Annotated in this window: 11 protein-coding genes and 2 pseudogenes; 9 read left to right on the forward strand and 4 right to left on the reverse strand. The window is 59.8% G+C overall.

Features of this window, described 5'->3' with window-relative positions; all coding sequences use genetic code 11:
- Positions 1-7: 7 nt before the first annotated feature.
- The 7 genes and pseudogenes from BT116_RS02385 to BT116_RS02420 all read left to right on the forward strand — a co-directional run bounded on the left by BT116_RS02385 (position 8) and on the right by BT116_RS02420 (position 7,708).
- Positions 8-1,654: a bifunctional 3-(3-hydroxy-phenyl)propionate/3-hydroxycinnamic acid hydroxylase gene (locus BT116_RS02385; protein WP_072339685.1), complete on the forward strand. Its 1,647-nt coding sequence runs from the start codon at positions 8-10 to the stop codon at positions 1,652-1,654.
- Positions 1,655-1,676: 22 nt separating this feature from the next.
- Complete coding sequence (locus tag BT116_RS02390) at positions 1,677-2,525, forward strand: VOC family protein (RefSeq protein ID WP_072339687.1); 849 nt, start codon at positions 1,677-1,679, stop codon at positions 2,523-2,525.
- A gap of 72 nt (positions 2,526-2,597) precedes the next feature.
- The gene (locus tag BT116_RS02395; protein ID WP_072339689.1) at positions 2,598-4,076 is read left to right on the forward strand and encodes an aldehyde dehydrogenase family protein; all 1,479 of its coding nucleotides are present in this window, start codon (positions 2,598-2,600) and stop codon (positions 4,074-4,076) included.
- Positions 4,077-4,164: 88 nt separating this feature from the next.
- A complete protein-coding gene (locus BT116_RS02400) occupies positions 4,165-5,163 on the forward strand; it encodes a helix-turn-helix domain-containing protein (RefSeq protein WP_072339691.1) in 999 nt (332 codons plus the stop codon).
- A 93-nt stretch (positions 5,164-5,256) separates the two neighbouring features.
- Positions 5,257-5,794, forward strand: a pseudogene (locus tag BT116_RS30050) (BamA/TamA family outer membrane protein); the annotation flags it as partial.
- A gap of 107 nt (positions 5,795-5,901) precedes the next feature.
- On the forward strand, positions 5,902-6,846 hold the full coding sequence (locus BT116_RS02415; protein ID WP_083569101.1) for a glycosyltransferase family 2 protein: 945 nt from the start codon (positions 5,902-5,904) through the stop codon (positions 6,844-6,846).
- Complete coding sequence (locus BT116_RS02420) at positions 6,827-7,708, forward strand: NAD-dependent epimerase/dehydratase family protein (protein ID WP_072339696.1); 882 nt, start codon at positions 6,827-6,829, stop codon at positions 7,706-7,708. The genes BT116_RS02415 and BT116_RS02420 overlap by 20 nt, the downstream gene beginning before the upstream one ends.
- Positions 7,709-7,756: 48 nt before the next feature.
- On the opposite strand, the gene BT116_RS02425 is transcribed toward BT116_RS02420, so the two are convergent.
- The 4 genes and pseudogenes from BT116_RS02425 to BT116_RS31335 all read right to left on the reverse strand — a co-directional run.
- A complete protein-coding gene (locus tag BT116_RS02425) occupies positions 7,757-9,931 on the reverse strand; it encodes a glycosyltransferase (protein ID WP_083569093.1) in 2,175 nt (724 codons plus the stop codon).
- The gene (locus BT116_RS02430) at positions 9,924-10,610 is read right to left on the reverse strand and encodes a 2OG-Fe(II) oxygenase (protein WP_072339700.1); all 687 of its coding nucleotides are present in this window, start codon (positions 10,608-10,610) and stop codon (positions 9,924-9,926) included. The genes BT116_RS02425 and BT116_RS02430 overlap by 8 nt, the downstream gene beginning before the upstream one ends.
- Positions 10,604-12,124: a polysaccharide pyruvyl transferase family protein gene (locus BT116_RS31330; RefSeq protein WP_256572524.1), complete on the reverse strand. Its 1,521-nt coding sequence runs from the start codon at positions 12,122-12,124 to the stop codon at positions 10,604-10,606. Before BT116_RS31330 ends, BT116_RS02430 begins: the two co-directional genes overlap by 7 nt.
- Positions 12,104-13,327: pseudogene (locus tag BT116_RS31335) on the reverse strand (ABC transporter ATP-binding protein); the annotation flags it as partial. The gene BT116_RS31330 and the pseudogene BT116_RS31335, both read right to left, overlap by 21 nt.
- 182 nt (positions 13,328-13,509) lie before the next feature.
- On the opposite strand from BT116_RS31335, the gene BT116_RS02440 reads away from it, so the two are divergent.
- A complete protein-coding gene (locus BT116_RS02440; RefSeq protein ID WP_072339704.1) occupies positions 13,510-14,328 on the forward strand; it encodes an ABC transporter permease in 819 nt (272 codons plus the stop codon).
- A gap of 146 nt (positions 14,329-14,474) precedes the next feature.
- Positions 14,475-16,922, forward strand: a complete 2,448-nt coding sequence (locus BT116_RS02445; protein WP_072339706.1) for a glycosyltransferase — start codon at positions 14,475-14,477, stop codon at positions 16,920-16,922.
- The last annotated feature ends 71 nt before the right edge of the window (positions 16,923-16,993 follow it).

A 16,993-nucleotide genomic window follows, 5' to 3' on the forward strand; every position in this document is an offset into this window, starting at 1 on the left:
AATAACAATGACAACCCTCAAACGCATCAACACTCAGGTCCTGGTCATCGGTGCCGGCCCTACCGGGCTGACCCTGGCCAACCTGCTCGGCCAAGCCGATGTGGACACCCTGATCATCGATCGCAAGCCGGGCACCGTGAGCGAGCCGCGGGCGGTTTCAATCGATGACGAGTCCTTGCGCACCATGCAGGCCATCGGGCTCGATGCCGCTGTGCTGCATGATGTCGTGCCCGGCTACGGCGTGCATTACTTCACCCGGCCCGGCGGTCGCTGCTTCGGCAAGGTCGAGCCGACCGGCAAGCTGTATGGCTTCCCCAAGCGCAACGCGTTTCGCCAACCGCTGTTTGAAAACACCCTCAGGCGAGGTCTCGAACGTTTTGCCAGCCTGACGGCTCGGTTCAGCCACGAGCTGGTGGAATTCACCCAGGACCCACACGGCGTATGCGCGCTGGTGCGTGACGCCGAAGGGCAACTGATGGAAGTCCACGCAGCTTACCTGGTGGCCTGCGACGGTGGCCGCAGCCCGGTGCGCAAGCAGCTCGGGATCGAGATGGTCGGTTCGAGCTTCTCCTCGCGCTGGCTGGTGGTCGATACCGACCAGGACGACGACCCCTTCTGGCAGACCCGTGTGTATTGCGACGCCAGGCGTCCGGTGGTGGAAGTGCCCGGCCCTCACCGTACGCGCCGATTCGAGTTCCTGCTCAAGCCCGGAGAAACGGACGAACAGATGCTCGACGAAACCTGCCTGCAAGCATTGCTGCGCCCCTTCAAGGGTAACGCGCCGGTTTCCATCGTGCGCAAGACGGTCTACACCTTCCATGCCCGGGTCGCCGAGCGGTGGCAGGTGCAGCGGGTGTTTCTCGCCGGCGACGCCGCTCACTTGACCCCGCCCTATGCCGGGCAAGGCATGAACAGCGGCGTTCGCGATGCCCACAACCTGGGCTGGAAGCTGGTCGGCGTGCTGAAGGGGAAAATGGCGGAAAGCGCACTGCTGTCCTACGAAAGCGAGCGTCGTGATCATGCATGGGCATTGATCAAGTTGGCCTTGAACCTCGGCGTGGTCATGGCACCGGCCACCGTCCTGCGTGCTCGCCTGATCAGTGGCGCATTCGCCTTGGTCGGCCTGTTGCCGCCGTTGCGCGACTACTTCCTGCAGATGCGCTTCAAGCCCAAACCCCGCTTCACCCGGGGCCTGGTGCTGACCGAAGGCCAAGCAGGCACGTTGTCCTGCGGACAGATGTTCCCGCAACCGATGCTCACCGACGCCCACGGCCAAGAACGCCTGCTCGATGACGCCATCGGCGCCGGCTTCGCCTTGATTCAATACGGCGACCCGACCCGCCAGCGTATCGATGAACTCAAGCATGGCCTCTGGAGCCACCTTGAAGCCAGGCGCATCCTGATCCTGCCCGCGTCCGTCCAGGCCATGCCGTCGATCCCCGGCTGCACGGTGCTCCAGGACCGTGAAGGCCAGCTCAGAACCCTGCTGGGCGATTCACACCCGTTCCTGCTGCTGCGCCCGGATCGCTATGTCGCCGCGATTTTCGACAGGACCACCGAAACCCCGGCCGCCGAATCGTTGCAGTCGCTGTTCGGCATCGCCGCGGCCCACAGCAGCGCAATCGAGCCGAGCATCGCGCCCGTCTTTCATTAAACCTTCAAGCACAGAGGTGGTTATGCAAACACTCCAGACTTCCACACCTGCACGCCTGTGCTACCTGCACCTGGCGAGCAAGGACGCGCAACGCCAAATCGATTTCTATCGACGGATGCTGGACATGGATAGCCAGGCGCAAGCCGACGGCAGCTGGATGCTCAGCGGCCCGCAACGCGCCATGCTCGTGTCTCCCGCCGACCACAGTGGCCTGCTCGCGGCGGCGTTCGACCTGGGCAGTCAGCCTCGCCTGCAAGCACTGCGGATTCGCCTGCTCGGCAACGGCTGTTTCATCGAAGAGCTCGACTCGCCACTGCTCGAAATGGGGGCCTTCCTGATCCGTGATCCCCAGGGCCGGCAAACGATATTTGGCGTCGCTCACCCCGCTCTCCAGGGCTCGGGCCAAGGCATGCCCGGCCGCTTGCAACACGTGGTATTCCAGACCACGGAGCTGGAAGCCATGATCGATTTCTACGTCAACACAGTGGGCTTCACTGTTTCGGACAACGTCGTGGATGAGCAGACCGGCCAACTGATGACGTGCTTCCTGCGCTCGGACGACGAGCACCACACCTTGGCGTTTTTCCGCGGTTCGAAAAACGAGTGGGACCACCACTGTTACGAAACCAACGAATGGAATGACATCCGCGACTGGGGTGATCGCTTCGCCAAGGAACGCATCACCATTTTCTTCGGGCCCGGCCGACATGGGCCGGGCAACAACCTGTTTTTCATGGTGGTCGATGCCGATCGCAACCGCCTGGAGTTCTCGGCTGAACTGGAAGTCACCGATGCCAGCCGCCAGCCCGGCGTCTGGGCACAAGAGGAATACACACTCAATTCCTGGGGCCGCGCCTGGATCAGGAGCTGAGCAATTTCCCAACGGCGTTTGCACCCCTAATTTCTAAACGAGGCGATCACCTGCCTCCAAAGGTAAAAGACCATGACGACTCAACCGCTCGCGCCCTACGCCATCAACGGCGACCAATACATCAACGGCACCTGGCGTGCAGGGCGCTCCGCACGCCGCCTGGACGACCGCAACCCCTTCAACGGCGAACAACTGCTGGAGATGCCCCTGGCCTCGATTGCCGATCTCGACGACGCCTATCAGGCGGCACAAAAGGCGCAGGCACCGTGGGCACAACTGCACCCCACCCAGCGCGGCGCACAACTTGAAAAGCTCGCCCAGGTCATCCAGAGCCGCCGCGAAGAAATCATCGACTGGCTGATCCACGAATCCGGCAGCACCCGGATCAAGGCGAGCATGGAATGGCAATTCACGCTGAACCTGGTGCGCGAATGCACGACGATGCCGATGCAGGTCGAAGGTCGGATCCTGACCAGCTACAAGCCCGGAGAACAGAGCTTTGTCTTCCGTGAGCCCTTGGGTGTGGTGGGCGTCATCAGCCCATGGAATTTCCCGCTGTACCTGAGCATGCGCTCGGTGGTGCCGGCACTCGCCCTGGGCAACACGATCGTGCTCAAGCCCGCCAGCGACACAGCTGTGACCGGCGGCCTGCTGATTGCCCACCTGTTCGAAGAGGCCGGCTTCCCCGAGGGCTCGCTCAACGTGGTGGTCGGCGCGGGCTCGGAAATCGGCGATGCTTTTGTCGAACACCCGGTGCCGAGCCTGATTTCCTTCACCGGTTCGACGGATGTGGGACGCAATGTCGGCCGTATTGCCACCAGTGGCAAACACATCAAGCGCGTGGCCCTGGAACTGGGCGGCAATGCGCCGCTGGTGGTGCTGGATGACGCCGACATTGACGTTGCGGCGCACGCTGCGGTGGTCGGGCGTTTCCTGCACCAGGGCCAGATCTGCATGAGCGTCAACCGAGTGATTGTCGACCGCTCGCTGTATGCCGATTTCGCGTCGCTGGTGGTGGAACGCGTGCGCAACCTCAAGACGGGTGATCCGACCAAGGCAGACACGGTGATCGGGCCAGTGGTCAATCAGAGCCAGCTCGATGGCCTGTTGCGCAAGCTCGACGGCGCCCGGAGTGCCGGCCTCAAGCAACTGTGCGGCGGCCCGGCATCCGGGCTGGTGCTGCCTGCCCATGTGTTCGGTGAAGTGGGAGCCGATCAGGAACTGGCCCGCGATGAAACGTTCGGCCCCCTGATGCCGCTGCTGGTCGCAGAAAACGAAACCCATGCATTGGCGTTGGCGAACGCCAGCGAGTATGGCCTGTCCAGCGCCGTGTTCACCCGGGACATGGCCCGTGGCTTGAACTTCGCCCGTGGCATTGTGGCGGGCATGACCCATATCAACGACATCACCGTCGATGACCAACCCAATGCCCCGTTCGGTGGTGAAAAGAATTCCGGCCTCGGGCGCTTCAACGGTCACTATGCCCTGGATGAGTTTACCCGTGCCCATTGGGTGACCTGGCAGCCGGGAGGCCATCGCTACCCGTTCTGAATCTGTGGCCCCCTTGATCAGACCCGGATCGGGCAAATCGACCCCTTTGCCCGATCCGTCAGAAAACAATAATAAATAGAGGCGAAAAATGAACCATTTAGCCTGCGTGTCCACCGATCAGGTTGTTCGCTCCGACCGCCTGATGAAATGGAAAGAGTTCATGAGCGATCACCTGGGGCGTACGCCGGACTATATAAAACGGCTGGAATCGACGTTCATCGACCCATTGCATGACAGCAACTTCCAGGGCCGGCTGGAGTACGGGGACCTGGGCCAGTTGCGTTTCTGTCGAATGACCGCCAGCGCCCATCGATATTCGCGCCACCTGAGCAAAGCGGTCGACGCCCTCGATACGCCGCGCATGTTGATCATGCAGGTGGCCGGCGTCAGTCATTTCGAGCAGGGCCAGCAAAGCAGCGTGCTGGCCCCTGACGAAATACTCCTGGTCGACTGCGGCAAACCGTTCAACGTAACCAGCACGCAAGGCTGCGAACATTTCATCCTGCTGTTCCAAGGGGCTTCCGGGCAGTTCGCGCAAACCGCCGACATGCACCTTAATGGTCGCAATGGACTGGGGCGGATGCTCATGCACCTGATCAGCGATGCCTACAATCAATATCCCTTGCTGAACAACCATTCGGCCGGGCTGATCGGTGACAGCATCACCGGGCTGCTGGATAACGCGCTGAAGAACAAACAGGAAGAAAAGCAACTCGAACACGACTTCCGCTTCTTCAAGCAGAACCGCCTCAAGGCGTACATCGAACGCCACCTGGCCGACCGCGACCTGAGCATTGAACGCATCGCCAACGCCGAACAGTGCTCGGTCCGCAGCCTGCACCGCGCCTTCCAGGATGAGCTGGGGTGCAGTGTCAGCGAATACATCTGGCAGCGGCGCCTGTCACGTTGTGCCGAGGACCTGCGCAACCGGGAACATGCCCACCGCTCACTCACTGAAATCGCCTACGCCTGGGGCTATGGCAGCAGCTCCCACTTCAGCCGGCATTTCAAATCGACGTTCGGCATGTCGCCTCGGCTGTTCCGCGACACCGCGACTGACAGCCGGGAAAAATCGACGGCGGCTTGAGTCTGTTTCCAATTCATACGGGTTCACGACATCCCCTGTGGGAGCAAGCTCGGCTCACACAGGGACTCCTCTCACAGGCACTCCCAGCACTTCGACCCCTACTTCACACCGGACGCCGTGAGCCTGGGTTACAGCGCGTTCTACAACGCCACCGACTACAACGAATATGGCAATGACGATAATTCATACTATTCCATCAATAGCTATGGCGCCGGCACCTCTCTCAGCTATCCGATCAATGAAGCCTCCTGGTTGAATGTCGGCGTGACGGTGCAACATGACAGCATCAAACCGGGGACTACTCCGACCGGCACACCGAGTCACTGGGCGGCAACATACTCATCACCGGCGGCGTGGAGTACCTGTTCCCGCTGCCCTTCATCAAAGACAACAAATCACTGCGTACCTCGGTGTTCTGGGACGTTGGCAGCGTCTATTCCGACAAGTGCTACCTGAGCACCACCCAGGGATGCGATGGGGTCGATCTCAGCCAGATGGCCAGCTCGGTGGGGGTCGGGGTGACCTGGTATAGCCCGCTGGGCCCGTTGAGCGCCAACGTCGCCTTTCCGGTCCGAACGCTGGATAACCTGATACGCAGGTATTCCAGTTTTCCTTGGGGCAAATGTTCTGAAAGCGCTGACCGGAACTGGTCGCAGGGCACGGACCTGCTATCTTTGATACAGACCTGAGTAGTTGCGATCCCATACGTATCCAGGTTTGAGCAATGGAGTGATGAAGTTGGAAGCAGTGGAACTGCTCGCTATGGATGAATGGGCCACATCATCTCTGCGTGGCGAGTGTGATGTGATCATCGTCAATTACAACGCTGGCAAGCTTTTACTGGCGTGTGTAGGGTCGGCATTTGCCGCCGGCGCTTCCCGAGTGATCGTGGTGGATAACGACTCCCACGACGATAGCCTGATGCTGGTGGAGCGAACCCACGCTGCCGGCGACGCGCTTCAAATCGTACGCAATGCCGCCAACCTCGGCTTCGCCGTGGCGTGCAACCAAGGTGCCCGCCTGTCAGCGGCCCCCAACTTGTTTTTCTTGAACCCGGACACCTCGCTGGCCGCCGATGCCATAGACCACTTGCTACTGGCACTGCGCAGCGCGCCGGAGATCGGCATGGTCGGAGGGTTCCTGTGCAACCCGGACGGCAGCGAGCAAGCTGGTGGGCGCCGGGTATTCCCCACGCCCAGGCGCGCCTTCATGCGGGCTTTCGGACTTTCGCGGCTCTCAGTACTTTTCCCATCGCTGTTATCCGATTTTTTATTGCACAAGGAGCCGCTACCCGGCACCCCCGTTGTCGTTGAGGCCATCTCCGGGGCGTGCATGCTGGTCAAGCGCGAAGCGATCGAGAGTGTCGGCTTATGGGACGAAGACTATTTCCTTCATTGCGAAGACCTGGACTGGTGCATGCGCTTCCATCAGGCCGGCTGGCGCGTACTGTTCGTACCTGATGCCCGGGTGATGCATGTATCCGGTGGTTGCAGTCGTCATCGTCCCTATTTCGTCGAATGGCACAAACACTTGGGATTCCTGCGTTTCTATCGCAAGTTCTTTCGCCGCAAGTACCCTACCGTCCTGTGGATCAGCGTGGTGATCGGGGTCTGGTTTCGATTCGGCCTGGTGATCCTTCGCCACGCCACCACCCGGTTCAGGAATGCATGGAATCTACGATAAGGGCGTTCAATTGCGGATAGGAATATTGGGCGGCTCCAGCCTCTTGGGCGAGCGCGTCCTGCCATTGCTGGCTCAAACCGGCCACCCGACGAGCGCCTTCACTCGAAGCCTGCCCAAGGTGCCCGGTCCCGGAGTGACCTGGCGAAAGGCGGACGACTGGCACGGACTGGCGCTGGACACCTTCCTGTCCTTCGCCCCCCTCTGGGTGCTGCCCGACTACCTGGAGCGCCTTGCCAGTACTCACGTCAAACGCGTTGTCGTGCTCTCCTCCACGAGCCGCTTTGCCAAGCACGCATCGCCTGACGCTCGGGAGCGCGACGTGGCGCAACGCTTGATCTGTGCAGAAGAACAACTCGAGCAGTGGGCGATCGAACGGCAAATCGAATGGGTGATCCTGCGACCGACGCTGATCTATGGCTTTGGCCGCGACAAGAACATCTCGGAAATAGCACGTTTCATTCAACGCTTCGGGTTTTTCCCGCTTATCGGTGGCGGTACCGGTTTGCGCCAGCCAGTGCATGGGGATGACGTGATCCAGGCGTGTCTGGCCGCCATGAGTACACCTGGCCTGCCCAGCGGCGGCTACAACCTCTCAGGAGGAGAAGTCTTGCCGTATCACACGATGGTGCGGCGAATCTTCCAGGCCATGGGACGCCCGGAGCGAACGCTGTCCCTTCCCGCCAAGGCACTCAGCGCGGGCGTTTCGATTTTGCGCTGCCTGCCACGTTACCGACATCTTTCAAGCGCCCTGGTGGGGCGGATGAACCAGGACCTGGTGTTCGACCATTCGCACGCCAGTGACTGGCTTGGTTTTGCTCCCCGGGCGTTTCATCTGATGGATGAAGATTTGCCTGGACGCTGAAACAGCCTTGCCATGGTTGCGATGATGCTGGATGTGTCGGTGCCGGCCTTATTGCGACCCAGCCTTCTCCCCCGTTTCCCCGCCAGGCTCGTGACGATGAACGTGGGCCTGCCACGCCCCCCATTTGCTTTCGAAGTACGCCTGGTTTTTGTCCCAGAGGGCCTGGTACTCACCACTGGCGATCAGCTTCCTGAACGACGCCTGCCCATAATGATGGATAAACGCGTCTTCGGCGCAGACCGTCCGGTAGCCCGCCGCCTGTACGCGACGACTGTAGTCGTCGTCCTCGAACATGCCGATACCGAAGGCTTCATCCAGATAACCCACCTCTTCGAGGATGCTGCGGCGAAAGGCGACACAAAACATCGCCAGCATCGAGATGTCGAACGTCTGTCCCTTGCGGGCTTCGGTGTAGCGGTCTGCAAAATCTTGCATCTGTTGAATGTCGGTGTAGGAGACTTCGATTTTCGCTTCGTTGCCTACCGCATTCGTGACCGGCCCGACCAGGCCGATACTCGGCTCTCTCAAATGCCTGACCAGCGGATCCAGCCAGCCGCCAGGCACTACCGTGTCGTTATTGAGCAACAGCAGGATGTCACCGTCGGCTTCTCGCAAGCCCTGGTTATTGGCCGCAGCGAAGCCTCGGTTGTCGGGGTTGAGGATGACCTTCGCGGTCGGCAGCTCTTGGCGCAGGCGCTCAAGATAATCGCCCGTACCATCCTCCGAGCCGTTGTCGACGACAATGAGCTGGTAATTGGGCCAGGTGGTATTGCGCAGAATGCTGTTTACGCATTGAATCGTCAGGTTGAGGTTGTTGTAGGTCACGAGCACGATGGAGACTTTCTCGTACAGCCCGACGATAGCAAGTTGCATGCTATTGAACCGATCCTTCCAGTCGTTCGCTCGGGCGAGCTCCACGCGTCGCTTGTACAGGGCCAGGTCGCGCTCGGCCAAGGCACACTCGATCTGCTCGATGAACTCATCGACCCCGGTGGCGAAGTACAGCAGGTCCTTATAAATGCTCATCTCCGTCAAAGGCGTGGAGATCACCGGTTTGCCTGCACTGATGTACTCGTAGAACTTCACCGGATCGACCGCATGCGTCACGTTGTAGAGCCTGAAGGGAATCAGGCAGGCATCGAAATGATCCAGGTAAAGCGGCATCTGCGAATAAGGCTTGCGGCCCAACAACTGGACATTGGGCTTGCGCTCAAGGCCCGCCAGATCGTCGACAAAAACATCTCCCACCAGGACGAAGTTCCACTCAGGCCGCCTGTCCGCCAACGCCGCCAGCAAAGGAAAATCGAGCCATTGCGCCAGGGCACCGTAGTAACCAATGACAGGCCCGACAAGCCCGTTCAGCACATCATTGGTAAAGCAGTGCTGCCGAAAAAAAGCGAAATCCACCGCGTTTCGCACCAGCACGCAGCGTGGGTTATGGGCGCACCACTTGTGGTAAAGCAACGCGGCGGAAACGGTCACCAGATCCGCCTGGGCAACCAGGGTCTTTTCCTCGCTCAGCAGCTGTTCGCCGATGTTCGGGAAACCATCCCAGTCATCCATGCAGTCATAGAGAATACGCCAGCCATGCATGGCTCGCAGGCTGAGTGCCACGGGGCTCCAGTAAGCGATATGCACCACCGAGAGGGCGGTTCTGATCTGCATGTCGGCGACCAATGCAGCCAGGGCACGCAGCAACGCCTGATGATTTTCAGGCGTCACTATTTTCTCGTAATACGCCTCTTGCGCCTCGCGCTGCAGGACCACTTCAAAGACATTGGGCGCCACCGATGTCAATCCATAGCGCTGTCCCTGTTCCGGCACACGGGCGGGGACGATATAGAACACCCGATAACCATTGCTCGCAAACTGACTCATCAACTGCTGCGGTCGCTGGAAGCGTGCGGCCCAATCGATGTTGGCGAAGCAGAGAATATCCAGGCGTCCCTTCGTGGCGAAATCAGCGTCCACCTCAACGTTCGGCAACGGCTCCGGCGCGGTCGGGTAGACGATTGCAGCGGCTGTGTCGGGGAACTCCTGGGCGGCGGCAAACCCATAACGCATCAACCGGAAAAGCGAACGCAGCGGTCGGGTGAAACGCCACGAACGGGTGTTTTGCAGGAAGTCGACTTTTGCCAAGGCAATATCGCGCTCATTGATGGCCGCATCTCTTTGAGCCAAGGCGGCGTCGCGGTCGATCAAGGTGCTGTCGAGCTTAAGCACGTGGGTATCCATGCAGTGGAGTGCTGTCGCCCGGTGGCCACATGGAACTGAGGGACCCCGGTCGGTAGAACGTTGCCGTCAGGCTGCGGCGGGAGGAATGACAGCCGCTCACCACGGGCGTGACAGCATGCCAGGAGTTATCCGAACGCACCAGGATCGCCGAGTTGCCCACCAGGGGCTCGATCTCGGCCGCCACGGCAGTGGGATCGTTACGGTGCAAGATGTTCAGGCACCCGCCGTCGTTGCGGTCCCAGGACTCATTGAAATACAGGATATGGGTGACCAGTTTATCGGGCAGGTCTGGATGGGCCCCCAGGCTCGCGCCAGGACCGTAATGAAAAACGTTGACCTCCATCGGCACGCTGCGCAGATCAATCCCGGTCAGCTCCGACATGGCCTCACGATAGCCGGCCGAGCCAAGATCCTGCGCCAGCCTCAACCACGCCTCGCTCAGTTCTTCGGGGAAAGCGATGGTATGGCTGCCCATGCCTACCAGGGCGCGTGCCTCATAGTCATAGTTTTTTTCACCACCATAGCCACTCACCGTCTTGAAGTGATCATGGGGGAAGGTTGCCGCCAACGCGGCGGCATCCCCGGCCGAATACAGACTGCCGATTTCAGCCCATGAGAATGGATGAGACTTTAGCGCCGCTGGCGTGAGACGAGAGAGATCTAGCATTGTCTGTTCTTGTTCGCTGTCAGGTTTCTGATACCACGGGCGATGGAACGCAGTGGTGCGGTCATTCGGAATGAATTGGAGTTCTGCAACTCAAGCATCCTGGCGTCACTGAAGGCCAGTTGCTGACTGAGTTGGGCAATCCGTTGCTGCTGGGCGAGCGCCTGTGCTGCCGGCTCCGACGTCGGTTCGACGACCTCAGGCTCCGCCACGACGGGGCTTGCCGGACATTCAGCCGGCAATGGGTCGCGCCCCTGGGCTGCGCTTTCGAGCAGATTGGGCAGATGCTGTAGAAAAGCGCCCAACACCGGCTGGGACGAGGTTTTGCCCTGGCGAATGATCGCCGCGACCCGGTCCCAATGCTCGACCAACCGATCTGCCGCCGCAAGCGCCGCGGGCGATGGGCGGGTCTTGCCCACCCGCGCGAGGAACCATTGCGGATCGACCGTCGCCACGTCCGGCAATGCGTGGAGTGTGTCGAACCCAGCCAACGCCGTGTATTTGCCCGTGGTCAGGTCCGCCGAGCAGAACACCGGGACGCCAAACGCCAAAGCGGTGATTGCCAGGTGGTAACTATGGCCGATCACCGCTTGGGCCTGGCTGAGAATTTCCGCCATCAGCAACGGTTCCGGCCAGAACGACAAGGTGACGGCCCCAGGCAAGCGCCCGGCAATGACCGACGGATCGTCCCCCAGGACAGGGCCAATCGGCACCACCAAAAACTGATAGCCCTGGAACGCCTCGGCGTGGTCTTCGAACAGTTTTACAAAAGACTCCACCACATGAATGGCGTGGATCACGATGTAGGGCCCATTCAACCCGGCCTGCTCACGCAGGCGAACGAACTCGGCCGAGGGTTGCTGCTCATCGATCAGGCGGGGCAAGCCAAACGCGGTATCGGGCAGCACTTCGATCTCGGCCTGCGGGGTGAGCGCACCGAGGGCATCGCGCGACAGCGCATCACGGACGCGCACGTACTGGCTTTGCTCAAGGGCCATCGTCAACAACGGCCTGGCCCAGTCGGGAATACTGTTGCAATGCATCCCGGGGGCATTCCATATGACCGGAACCCCGTGCTGCTGCGCGATAAGCGCAGGGGTCAACCAGTAACCGGTGGGGTGATGGATATTGGCGGTTGTCGGACCATAGCCGTGGGCAACGACTTTATCGAACCGGATCAGGAAGCCCCCGCCGATCAAAACGCCATCCAGGCTGGCCGCTACATGAGGCAACTGCGTCAAAGACGTCACCGCATAGGGCCATTCAGGTCGATTTTTTCCGTGATAGGAAAACCGATGCAGGTTGACTGAACCCAAGCGCCGGACCAATTCCGCCTCGGCAATGATCGGAAACAGCAGATCACCGTAGTTTTCTACATCAAAGGTTCCGAATATAGCGACCTGCCACGTGCGCTCGTCCAGGTGGTGCGTCAAGACCTTCTCTCCTTGAGTCCCGCAGGCCTTGGCAAGCGACTCGACTGGTCGAGGGTCGATCCTCTGCAACCCCAGGTCAACCATGCCCAGAAAATGCTTGTGGTTCGGCAACATGTCGAACGCCAAGGGCGCCACCTGTTTCTCGATCAGTTGCGAGGTGTCTTCCGTCACGCCGTGCAACAGCTTGAGCGTGACATGATAGCGCCCCTCGGCGAGGTTGGCCGGGAAGCGCACCGTGATCGCCCCGCGCCGCCAGCCATTCTCGGCCGGGCCTGCTTGCAGTGCGAAGTTGCCCCCGCCGATCACCAGCAGCCTGGCTTCCTGGATGGTGAAGCTGATGTTGGGTTGAGTGATCGACTCATGCAGCAACGCCTCGGCACGAATCTCGATGTCGTCGCCATACAGGTAGCTGGAGGAAAGTTGCTGGGTGTTGGTGAAAAAGGCAGCGCTGATGTGCCCCTCCTCGGTCCCGAAGGCCATCCCCTCCTGCCCGCCCATGAAGGACTTGCGCGTCACCGGTATGACCCCGCCACTGGCCCAGCGGCGTTGCTCGTCACGCATGTCGAGCAAATGCAGCTCGGCCATTTCATCGGGCGAACCGCTGGCAACGACCCGGCCCGCGCGCAGATAGATGACCCGATGGCAAAAGCGCTTGACCATGCTCATGTCATGGGAGACGAACAGCAGGGTCGTGCCTTTGGCAGCCAGTTCCTCCAGCCGATTCAGGCATTTGAATTGAAACGAGGCATCGCCGACGGAAAGGGCCTCATCGACGATCAGGATCTCGGGCTCGACACAGACCGAAACGGCGAAGGCCAGCCGTACCAGCATCCCGCTGGAATAGATTTTGGTGGGCTGGTCGATAAAGTCGCCGATATTGGCAAAGGCGAGGATGTCATCGAAGTGAGCGTCGATTTCCGAGCGACTCAAGCCCAGCACCGCCGCATTCACATAGACGTTTTCCCGGCCGGTGAACTCCGGATTGAAACCAGACCCCAGCTCGAGCAACGCCGCAATCCGCCCCTGCCCCTGGACACTGCCCCGGGTCGGCATCAACGTTCCGCAGATCAGTTGCAACAGGGTGGATTTGCCACTGCCATTACGGCCGATGATACCGACGGTCTCCCCCCTTGCGATGGTCAGGGAAACATCGTCCAGGGCCCAGAACTCGCGATAGAAACGCTTCCTGCCGCGCACCAGCATCTGCAACAGGCGGTCCTTGGGGGCATCGTAAATCTGATAACACTTGCTCAGGTTTTCGGCGCGGATGGCCACTTCAAACGACATCGATAAAACCCTTCCATGAATCACGGCCATTATTGCGGCGTTACTGAATCAGTCCTTCGCTGGGTGCTGCGGATGAGTTAAGCACAGATGGGATAAAAAACTTCGAATGAATCTACACTGGGCCTACTCCATGAGGATGCGACTCAAGGAGCATCCGCTATTGTCCTAAGGATCAAGCCCCCATGCAGTCGTTCAGCACGTCCCCCGTTGCCATGCTCAGGAGTGTCCTGATCAATCGAATCTTGATCTACGTGTTGATCCGCAAGGAAGTCATCGGTCGCTACAAAGGCTCGATGCTCGGTATTCTATGGTCGTTCTTCACGCCGGTTTTCATGCTGGTGGTCTACACATTCGTGTTCAGTGTCGTTTTCAAGGCCCGCTGGTCTGGGGGCGGTGAATCCAAGAGCGAATTCGCCTTGGTGCTGTTCGCAGGCCTGCTGGTCTTCAACCTGTTTTCCGAATGCGTGAACCGTGCGCCGGGCCTGGTGCTGGCCAATACCAACTACGTCAAGAAGATCGTGTTTCCACTGGAAACCCTGCCCCTGGTGTCGCTCGGCGCAGCGCTGTTCCACATGGCGGTCAGCGTCCTGGCCTGGTTGGTGTTCTATATCGTCCTGTTCGGTACCCCTCCGGTAACCGCTCTTCTGCTACCGGTGGTGCTGTTCCCATTGGTGCTGCTGACGCTGGGAATCTCCTGGTTTCTTGCCTCGATAAGCGTCTACCTGCGCGATATAGGCCAGTTCATCGGCATTATCATCACGGCGATGCTGTTTCTCTCACCGATTTTCTATCCTCTCTCGACCCTGCCCCAAAGCTACCAGGTCGCCCTGCAGGCAAACCCCCTGACGCTGCCGGTGGAAATGGTTCGCGATGTCCTGTTTTGGGGCAAGGCGCCACAATGGGGGCAACTGGCCGCTTATTCGGCGATCTCCGCGCTGATTGCCTGCTCAGGGTTCGCCTGGTTCCAGCGGACACGCAAAGGCTTTGCCGACGTCATATGACGCTTGTTTGCGTGGCGCCCCGTCCAGCAGCCGCTATGATGATTCATGCACGGCTGGAGCCTGGGCCTGTCTGTTGATTGAAGCCAACATCGATCCTGAAAGACCGAGTATGCGTTGCCGTATTGACCAAAGGACCAGAAAACCGCATGGACCAGATCAACCATCTTGTTGATTGCATTGACAAACTGACTCGCTCAACACAATCCAGATCCATTGAAGCCTTGCAACTGGTCAAGGAAATCGAGAATCGAGATCGGCTTATCAAACAACTGAACCTTGATTCAAAAGCCCTTCGCACCCGCCTGTCACTTCAAGAAGGCAAGACCGGGCGGCTGCGTGAGCGACTGCGGCTGGCCGAACAGCGCCTCAAGGACGCCGAGGCATTAATCCAGGCAAAGGAAAAAGAGGCTGTCGTGTTTTCCGATTGGGCGGTGGATTTGCGTGCCCAACTGGCGGCCAAGCAAGCCGAGTTGTTCAAGCTTTCCGACTGGGGCAACGCCATCGAACGTGCACCGCTGCGTTATTCGATACGCAAGCAATTGTATAAATTATCGCGCCGGGTCTACGCCTGGTTGCCCCTCACCGCACAGCAGAAAAGCAAACTGGCGCGTCGGCTTCGAAATTGGCTGAAACCCGGCAAGGCAACACCAGGCGAATCATCGCCAGACGCTGGTTTTGCGCTGCAAACTCTGCCACCGCCCGTAAACGTTGCCGTACCGTCCAGCCTCGGGCAGCCCATGATCCTGATGTTCGGCGTGATTGACTGGCACTTTCGCATCCAACGCCCACAAAACCTGGCCAAGGAATTGGCCCGGGCCGGACAAACGACTTTTTATATCTCGAACAATTTCATCGACGACGAGGCCCCCGGCTTCCAGGCAGAACCTTTGGAAGGCTCCCACCGGCTGTTCCAGATCCGTTTCAAGGTACGCGGTGCACCGGCCATCTATCATGCCCCGCCGTCAGCGGCCGTGATCCGCCAGTTGTGCGAAGGCCTGGCCATGCTCCTGGAAGCGGCGAACGTCGATGCCGCGGATTGCATTGTCCAGCACGCCTACTGGTTTCCGCTGGCAAGGCGTGTCCCCAACGCCACCCTGGTCTATGACTGCATGGATCATCACGAAGGTTTCGGCAACGTTGCCCAGGAACTGCTCGACCTGGAAATCGCCCTGATGCGCAGGGCCGATCTGCTGGTGGCGACGTCCGACTGGATCGAACAACACGGCAAGCGGGAAAACCGCAACGTCGAGGTGATCCGTAACGCCTGCGAGTTCAGTTTCTTCAGCCGACGTCCCGACAGGGTCTACCGGGACCCTGCCAACAGAAAGATCATCGGTTACTACGGCGTCATTGCCGAATGGTTCGACCTGGACCTGGTCAAGCGGGTCGCCCAATCCTTCCCGCAGCACCTGGTTCTGTTGATCGGCAGTGATATCGTCCAGGCAAAAAAACACTTCAAGGCCTGCCCGAATGTGATCCTGGAAGGTGAAGTCCCGTATACCGCCCTGCCTTACTACCTCCACGCCATGGACGTTTGCCTGCTACCGTTCAAGGTCATGCCGTTGACCCTCGCCACCAACCCGGTCAAGGTCTATGAATACCTGAGCGCGGGAAAACCGGTGGTGTCGGTGAAACTGCCGGAGTTGAGCCAGTTCGGCAAACTGGTCTGGGCGGTTGAAGAGCCGACTGAGTTCATCTCGACCCTGCGCGCTGTCCTGGGGGCACTGCCGGAGGCCAGCGCCACATTGGAGGCTCGTCAATCGTTCGCCCGAGGCCAGACCTGGCAGCACCGGGCCGCCAGCCTGCGCGATGCCATCGCCACATTGCCCCAGCCCAAAGTCAGCGTCGTGGTGCTGACCTACAACAACCTCGAATTGACCAAGGCCTGCCTCGACAGCCTGTTGACCCAGAGCCAATACCCGAACCTTGAAATCATCGTCGTCGACAACCACTCCAGCGACCAGACCCCGGCCTATCTCACCGCCTGGGCCAAGGGACATCCGGACCGGATCGTCATCCTCAACCCGGACAACAAGGGCTTCGCCGCCGGCAACAACCAGGGCCTCGCAGCGGCCAGTGGCGACTATCTGGTCATCCTGAACAACGACACGGTCGTCACCGCCGGCTGGATCAAAGGCTTGATCCGCCATCTGCAGGACCACAAGGAAATCGGCATCATCGGCCCGATCACCAACAACATCGGCAACGAGGCCAAAGTCAGCACCCGCTATGGCCGGATCGAAGACATGCCCGCCGAAGCCGCGCAGATGACCCGCGCCCGTATGGGCGAGTGGTTCGAAATCAACACCCTGGCATTTTTCTGCGTGATGTTCCCACGCTCGACCTACGAGCAAATCGGTGGCCTGTGCGAAGAGTATGGCCTGGGGTTCTTCGAGGATGACGATTACTGCCGTCGCGTGCAGCGTCGTGGCATGCGCGCGGCGTGTGCCGAAGACGTTTTTGTGCACCACCACCTGTCCGCCTCGTTCAACACCTTGGGCGCAAGGAAAAAACAGGCACTTTTCGAAAAGAACCGGGCGATCTACGAAAGCAAGTGGGGATCCTGGGTCCCGCACACGTACCGAGACGTATAAGCAGCCCCTTTGCATGCGCAGCAGATGAATTTGTGGCGAGGGGATTTATCCCCTCGCCACAATGAATCGAA

This window comes from Pseudomonas sp. NFACC16-2, from assembly GCF_900119205.1.
Lineage (GTDB): Bacteria > Pseudomonadota > Gammaproteobacteria > Pseudomonadales > Pseudomonadaceae > Aquipseudomonas > Aquipseudomonas fluorescens_Q.

What these genes read in the sequence shown, in the direction of transcription:
- BT116_RS02390 (WP_072339687.1), top strand. Translation starts at nt 1,677, where the DNA reads ATGCAAACACTCCAGACTTCCACACCTGCACGCCTGTGCTACCTGCAC.
- BT116_RS02385 (WP_072339685.1), top strand. Translation starts at nt 8, where the DNA reads ATGACAACCCTCAAACGCATCAACACTCAGGTCCTGGTCATCGGTGCC.
- BT116_RS02445 (WP_072339706.1), top strand. Translation starts at nt 14,475, where the DNA reads ATGGACCAGATCAACCATCTTGTTGATTGCATTGACAAACTGACTCGC.
- BT116_RS02430 (WP_072339700.1), bottom strand. Translation starts at nt 10,610, where the DNA reads ATGCTAGATCTCTCTCGTCTCACGCCAGCGGCGCTAAAGTCTCATCCA.
- BT116_RS02395 (WP_072339689.1), top strand. Translation starts at nt 2,598, where the DNA reads ATGACGACTCAACCGCTCGCGCCCTACGCCATCAACGGCGACCAATAC.
- BT116_RS02440 (WP_072339704.1), top strand. Translation starts at nt 13,510, where the DNA reads ATGCAGTCGTTCAGCACGTCCCCCGTTGCCATGCTCAGGAGTGTCCTG.
- BT116_RS02400 (WP_072339691.1), top strand. Translation starts at nt 4,165, where the DNA reads ATGAACCATTTAGCCTGCGTGTCCACCGATCAGGTTGTTCGCTCCGAC.
- BT116_RS02420 (WP_072339696.1), top strand. Translation starts at nt 6,827, where the DNA reads ATGCATGGAATCTACGATAAGGGCGTTCAATTGCGGATAGGAATATTG.
- BT116_RS31330 (WP_256572524.1), bottom strand. Translation starts at nt 12,124, where the DNA reads ATGGTTGACCTGGGGTTGCAGAGGATCGACCCTCGACCAGTCGAGTCG.